This window comes from Kitasatospora sp. NPDC059747 (assembly GCF_042732955.1).
In the GTDB taxonomy this organism is placed as follows: Bacteria; Actinomycetota; Actinomycetes; order Streptomycetales; family Streptomycetaceae; genus Kitasatospora.
In genome coordinates this window covers 140373-146676 of sequence record NZ_JBHWGV010000004.1, presented here as the reverse complement: position 1 = coordinate 146676, position 6304 = coordinate 140373, and the positions used below count along the sequence as shown (strand labels likewise).

The 6304-nt window shown below is 72.7% G+C and carries 6 protein-coding genes; 1 reads left to right on the top strand and 5 read right to left on the bottom strand.

Annotation, left to right across the window (positions count from 1 at the left end; translation table 11 throughout):
- Window positions 1-137: 137 nt before the first annotated feature.
- The 4 genes from ACFV4G_RS03465 to ACFV4G_RS03450 all read right to left on the bottom strand — a co-directional run bounded on the left by ACFV4G_RS03465 (window position 138) and on the right by ACFV4G_RS03450 (window position 4870).
- Window positions 138-1265 (bottom strand): GuaB3 family IMP dehydrogenase-related protein, encoded by a 1128-nt coding sequence (locus ACFV4G_RS03465; RefSeq protein ID WP_363651523.1) that lies wholly within the window; start codon window positions 1263-1265, stop codon window positions 138-140.
- Between the two features lie 160 nt (window positions 1266-1425).
- Window positions 1426-2928: an IMP dehydrogenase gene (gene guaB / locus ACFV4G_RS03460; protein ID WP_380435965.1), complete on the bottom strand. Its 1503-nt coding sequence runs from the start codon at window positions 2926-2928 to the stop codon at window positions 1426-1428.
- A gap of 263 nt (window positions 2929-3191) precedes the next feature.
- Window positions 3192-3920, bottom strand: a complete 729-nt coding sequence (shbA, locus tag ACFV4G_RS03455; protein ID WP_380435963.1) for an RNA polymerase sigma factor ShbA — start codon at window positions 3918-3920, stop codon at window positions 3192-3194.
- Window positions 3921-4258: 338 nt separating this feature from the next.
- Window positions 4259-4870: a response regulator transcription factor gene (locus ACFV4G_RS03450; protein ID WP_014136228.1), complete on the bottom strand. Its 612-nt coding sequence runs from the start codon at window positions 4868-4870 to the stop codon at window positions 4259-4261.
- 559 nt (window positions 4871-5429) lie between these two features.
- On the opposite strand from ACFV4G_RS03450, the gene ACFV4G_RS03445 reads away from it, so the two are divergent.
- Window positions 5430-5756, top strand: coding sequence for a WhiB family transcriptional regulator (locus ACFV4G_RS03445; protein ID WP_380435961.1), 327 nt, complete (start codon window positions 5430-5432; stop codon window positions 5754-5756).
- 73 nt (window positions 5757-5829) lie between these two features.
- On the opposite strand, the gene ACFV4G_RS03440 is transcribed toward ACFV4G_RS03445, so the two are convergent.
- Window positions 5830-6304: LysR substrate-binding domain-containing protein (locus ACFV4G_RS03440; protein WP_380435959.1), on the bottom strand; the 475-nt coding region annotated here is incomplete at its 5' end.

Here is a 6304-nt window from a genome sequence, read left to right as displayed (position 1 = left end):
CCCGCGCTGCACCCGCCTTAATCGGCTTATGCGGGGGTGGGGCTATAAAAAAACCCCCCCCCCCCGGCCGGGGGGGGGTACGGAACCGACGAGGGCCCCCGCCGTTCGCACGGCGGGGGCCCTCGTCAGCGTTCGCCTCAGCGGTGGTCGAGCGCCGGGTTGACGGTGACCTCGACCCGCTGGAACTCCTTGAGCTCCGTGTAGCCGGTGGTGGCCATCGCCCGGCGCAGCGCGCCGAACAGGTTCATGGTGCCATCGGGGGTGTGCGACGGGCCGGTGAGGATCTCCTCGGTGGTGCCGACCGTGCCGAGGTCCACCCGCTTGCCGCGCGGCAGCTCCTCGTGGACGGCCTCCATGCCCCAGTGGAAGCCCTTGCCGGGCGCGTCGGTGGCGCGGGCCAGCGCGGCGCCGATCATGACCGCGTCGGCGCCGCAGGCGACGGCCTTCGGGATGTCGCCGCTGTAGCCGACGCCGCCGTCCGCGATCACGTGCACGTAGCGGCCGCCGGACTCGTCCATGTAGTCGCGGCGGGCGGCGGCCACGTCCGCGACGGCGGTGGCCATCGGCACCTGGATGCCGAGCACGTTGCGGGTGGTGTGGGCGGCGCCGCCGCCGAAGCCGACCAGCACGCCGGCCGCGCCGGTGCGCATGAGGTGCAGGGCGGCGGTGTACGTGGCGCAGCCGCCGACGATGACCGGGACGTCCAGCTCGTAGATGAACTGCTTGAGGTTCAGCGGCTCGGCGGCGCTGGAGACGTGCTCGGCCGAGACGGTGGTGCCGCGGATGACGAAGACGTCGACGCCGGCGTCCACGACGGCCTTGGAGAACTCGGCGGTGCGCTGCGGCGAGAGCGCGGCGGCGGTGACCACGCCGGACTCGCGGACCTCCTGGATCCGCTGCTTGATCAGCTCGGCGCGGATCGGCGCGGCGTAGATCTCCTGGAGGCGGCGGGTGGCGACGGCCTCGTCGGTGATCGAGGCGATCTCGTCGAGCAGCGGCTGCGGGTCCTCGTAGCGGGTCCACAGGCCTTCCAGGTTCAGCACGCCCAGGCCGCCGAGGCGGCCGATGGCGATGGCCTGCTGCGGCGAGACCACGCTGTCCATCGGGGCGGCCAGGAACGGCAGCTCGAAGCGGTAGGCGTCGATCTGCCAGGCGATCGAGACCTCCTTCGGGTCCCGGGTACGGCGGCTGGGGACGACGGCGATGTCGTCGAAGGCGTACGCCCGGCGGCCGCGCTTGCCTCGCCCGATCTCGATCTCGGTCACTTCGAGCCCTTCTGCTGTGTTGCTCATGCCCGCCGGGTCACCCCGGCCGCCCCCAGTATCCCGCACGGACCGTGCGCACGCCCCGACGGCCCGGCCCGCGGACACGCGCGAGGGGCCCGCCGCTGCGGACGGCGACGGGCCCCTCGGGGAGTGCGGACGATCAGCGCGACGAGTAGTTCGGCGCCTCGACGGTCATCTGGATGTCGTGCGGGTGGCTCTCCTTGAGACCCGCCGAGGTGATCCGCACGAAGCGGCCCTTGCTCTCCATCTCGGCGATGGTGGCGGCCCCGACGTACCCCATGGTCTGGCGCAGACCGCCGACCAGCTGGAACAGCACCGCGGACAGCGGGCCGCGGTAGGGCACCTGGCCCTCGATGCCCTCGGCGATGAGCTTCTCGTCGGAGCTGACGTCGGCCTGGAAGTAGCGGTCCTTGGAGAAGGACTTCGCCTGGCCGCGGGACTGCATGGCGCCCAGCGAGCCCATGCCGCGGTAGGACTTGTACTGCTTGCCGTTGATGAACAGCAGCTCGCCCGGGGACTCCTCGCAGCCGGCCAGCAGCGAGCCGAGCATGACGGTGTCGGCACCGGCGGCCAGCGCCTTGCCGATGTCGCCGGAGTACTGCAGGCCACCGTCGCCGATGACCGGCACGCCGGCCGCCTGGCAGGCCTGGGCGGCCTCGTAGATCGCGGTGATCTGCGGGACGCCGATGCCGGCGACCACCCGGGTGGTGCAGATCGAACCCGGGCCGACGCCGACCTTGACGCCGTCCACACCGGCGTCGATCAGCGCCTGGGCGCCGTCGCGGGTGGCGACGTTGCCGCCGACCACGTCGACCTTGACGGCCGACTTGATCTTCTCGATCCAGGCCAGCGCGTTGTGGCTGTGGCCGTGCGAGGTGTCCACGACCAGGAAGTCCACACCGGCCGCGACCAGGGCCTGGGCCCGGTCGAACGCCTCGGCGCTGGCACCCACGGCGGCACCGACCAGCAGACGGCCCTCGGCGTCCTTGGCGGCGTTCGGGTACTTCTCGGCCTTGACGAAGTCCTTGACGGTGATCAGGCCCTTGATCCGGCCCTCGTCGTCGACCAGCGGCAGCTTCTCGATCTTGTGCCGGCGCAGCAGCGCCATCGCGTCCTCGCCCGAGATGCCGACCTTGCCGGTGATCAACGGCATCGGGGTCATGATCTCGCGGACCTGACGGCTGCGGTCCGACTCGAAGGCCATGTCGCGGTTGGTGACGATGCCGAGCAGCTTGCCCGCCTCGTCCGCGACCGGCACGCCGGAGATGCGGAACTTGGCGCACAACGCGTCGGCCTCGGCCAGGGTGGTCAGCGGGCCGACCGTGATCGGGTCGGTGACCATGCCGGACTCCGAGCGCTTCACCAGGTCGACCTGGTTGGCCTGGTCCTCGACCGACAGGTTCCGGTGCAGGACACCGACACCGCCCTGGCGGGCCATCGCGATCGCCATCCGGGCCTCGGTGACCTTGTCCATCGCGGCGGAGAGCATCGGGAGGTTCACGCGCACGTTCCGGGAGACCCGCGAGGAGGTGTCGACCTGGTTCGGCAGCACCTCGGAGGCCCCGGGCAGCAGCAGGACGTCATCGAACGTGAGCCCGAGCATGGCGAACTTCTCGGGTACGCCTGCGGCGTTGTAAGACATTTCGGGGGTACCTTCCGTGGCCGGCCGTTTGATCCGCACACGCCCTGAGGGTGGGGACGCGTTCATCGCTCACTCGCGCAGACCGCCGAAAGCCGGGTGGACTTTGGAGGATCCTCCAGGGGAACCCCGTTCGCACCCGTGAAACTTTGGCAACCTGCCCAGGCGCCGATACCCCATGGTACTGGCACCGGGATTGTGGTCCTCGTGTGCCCTTGACAACACCCTCCGCCCATGAGCCATTCCGGCCGCTCCCGGCGGCAGCGTCAGGAGGACTCCTCCGCGAGCGCCCGCAGCCGGCTCAGGGCACGGTGCTGCGCCACCCGGACGGCCCCCGCCGACATCCCCAGCACCTCGCCGGTCTCCTCCGCGGACAGCCCGGCGGCCACCCGCAGCAGCACCAGCTCGCGCTGACGGGCCGGCAGATTGGAGAGCAGTTCCTTCGCCCAGGCCGCGTCACTGCTCAGCAGCGCCTGCTCCTCCGGACCGAGCGCCTCGTCCGGCACCTCCGGCAGGTCGTCCTGCGGCACCACGGTCGAGGCGGGCCCGCGCATCGCGGCCCGCTGCAGATCGGCGATCTTGTGCGCGGCGATGCCGTAGACGAAGGCCTCGAACGGCCGCCCCTGGTCCTTGTACCGGGGCAGCGCGCACAGCACGGCGACGCACACCTCCTGCGCGATGTCGTCCACGTGGTGCCTGGCCCCGCCGGGCAGCCGGACCAGCCGGCCGCGGCAGTACCGCAGCGCCAGCGGGTGAACGTACGCGAGCAGCGCGTCGATGGCCGGGCCCTCGCCGCGGACGGCGGCCGCGACCAGCTCGCCCACCAGCGGCGACCCGCCGCCGCCGAGCACGGGCGGACGACCGGGGCCGGTGCCACCGCCGGGCACCCCACGCGGCGGGCCGGAATCGGCGTACGACGGATCGCCACCCGGGCCGGAGGGCTCGGCCTCCACCGGGTCCGCCTGGCCGGCCGCACCGGCGACGTCGTCACGCATCGGTCCATGGTGCCTGGTCGAACGGGAAAACGCGGCACCGCGTCCGGAGTTGTGCACCGGAACGTTATGCGGTGCGGCACCGCGCGGCGTGCCGCCGGGCACCACCGGCCCCTCCTGCACCGTGCCGCCTCCCGCCCCGCCGCCGTCGGTGGTCCCGTCCGCCGCGCCGTCCGCCGAGTGTCCTGCGGCTGCGTGGTTCGCCGCAGTGCCTGTCCGCTGGTCCCCGAGGTGCTCCACCACTCCATGGTGCAACCTCGGGACCGTAACGTCACACGTCCGTGCGGCACCCGTCCCCGGAAACACCGGCGGCGCGCCGCAGCCGGCGGCGCCGCCTGCGGTCAGCGGACCAGGCCCCAGCGGAAACCCAGCGCCACCGCGTGGGCCCGGTCCGAGGCCCCGAGCTTCTTGAACAGGCGCCGGGCGTGGGTCTTGACGGTGTCCTCGGAGAGGAACAGCTCGCGGCCGATCTCGGCGTTGCTGCGGCCGTGGCTCATGCCTTCCAGCACCTGGATCTCACGCGCCGTCAGCGTCGGCGCCGCGCCCATGTCGGGGCTGCGCAGCCGGCGCGGGGCGAGCCGCCAGGTCGGGTCGGCGAGGGCCTGGGTGACGGTGGCCCGCAGCTCGGCGCGCGAGGCGTCCTTGTGCAGGTACCCGCGGGCGCCGGCGGCGACCGCGAGGGCGACGCCGTCGAGGTCCTCGGCGACGGTGAGCATGATGATGCGCGCGCCCGGGTCGGCGGACAGCAGCCGCCGGACCGTCTCGACCCCGCCGAGGCCGGGCATCCGGACGTCCATCAGCACGAGATCGGAGCGGTCGGCCACCCAGCGGCGGAGGACCTCCTCCCCGTTCGTCGCGGTGGTGACCCGGTCCACACCGGGTACGGTCGCGACGGCGCGGCGAAGCGCCTCGCGGGCGAGCGGGGAATCGTCGCAAACGAGAACGGAAGTCATGACCGTCGTCCTCCGCAGCTGATCCGCGTCACGTTGAGCCTCCTGGCTGGTACGAACCTCTCCGACACGGCCGATCGGCGACAGAGTCCGTGCTGATCGCCTCAACTTCCCCGCGATCGTTCCCGACGTCCGGCGCCCGCTAACCGCCTCCGCACTTCCAACGACCGTCACTCGAATGAGTTACGGCCTTCGGGGCCATCTCCACCACTGTACGTGGCCAACCCATTACCGATCAGCCGCATCGCGGTGCACACGCCGCACTTTTGTGCAGCTCGCGCGCGGTCGGCGTGCGACCCGCACACCGGTGCGGGGCTCCGTGCGCCCCTCGGACCACCCGATTGCCACGTCCGCGCCTGCGGAAGTCCATGCCCACTTCGCCCGTTTTTATAGCTTTCGTATGGTCATTGACTGTTGTGCCACTCTGTGGGTGACTTGTCCATGGAGTTGCCTTAAGTCATATTTCCAGGTGTCCACACCAGTGCATCGACGCCCCGCCACGCCCGCAGCGAGCTCCGCTGGGGCCGGCCCGCGGCCGACGAGCCTCTGAAGGGAATGAGCCATGGCAGATTTCTCCCGCCTCCCCGGTCCCAACGCGGACCTCTGGGACTGGCAGCTCTCCGCAGCCTGCCGTGGCGTGGACAGCTCGCTCTTCTTCCACCCCGAAGGCGAACGCGGGGCCGCGCGGAGCTCGCGCGAGGCCAGCGCCAAGGAGGTCTGCACGCGCTGCCCCGTGATCGCCGAGTGCGCGGCGCACGCGCTGGCGGTCCGCGAGCCGTACGGCGTCTGGGGCGGGATGACCGAGGACGAGCGCGAGGAGCTGCTCGGGCGCTCGCGGCACCGGCTGGTGGAGGTCCCACTGGTCGCGCCGACGGTCGCCCAGCGCTAGCGCCACGCCGAGGCCGCGCCGTGAAGAAACGTTTCTTCGCGGCGCTCCAAGCCCCCCGGCCGGTGACCCTGCGTCAGCGGGCCCCGGCGGCCCCCGCGAGCCGCTCCAGCATCAGCGCCACGGCCGGCACCTCGGCCAGGTCCGGCAGGGTCAGCGCGACCACCTGCCGCACCGCCGGCGCCCCCGAGGCGGTCCGCACCGGCGCCGTCGACACCCCGTCAGGCCGCACCGACTCCAGCGCCAGCCGCGGCAGCACCGCCACCCCCAGCCCGGCCGCCACCAGACCGACCACCGCCGGGTAGTCGTCCGTCGCGAAGTCGATCCGGGGCTCGAACCCCGCACCGGCGCACAGCTCCACCAGGTGCCCGCGGCACTGCGGGCAGCCGGCGATCCACTGCTCCCCCGCCAGCTCGGCCAGCTCCACCGCGCCGCCGCGCCCCCCCCCCCGGGGGGGGGGCGGCCGCCCGCCCCCCCGCGGGGGGGGCCCCCGCGGGGTGTCCACCAGGGGGGAGCAGTTGGTGGCGGCGGGCAGCTGCGGGGCCACCAGG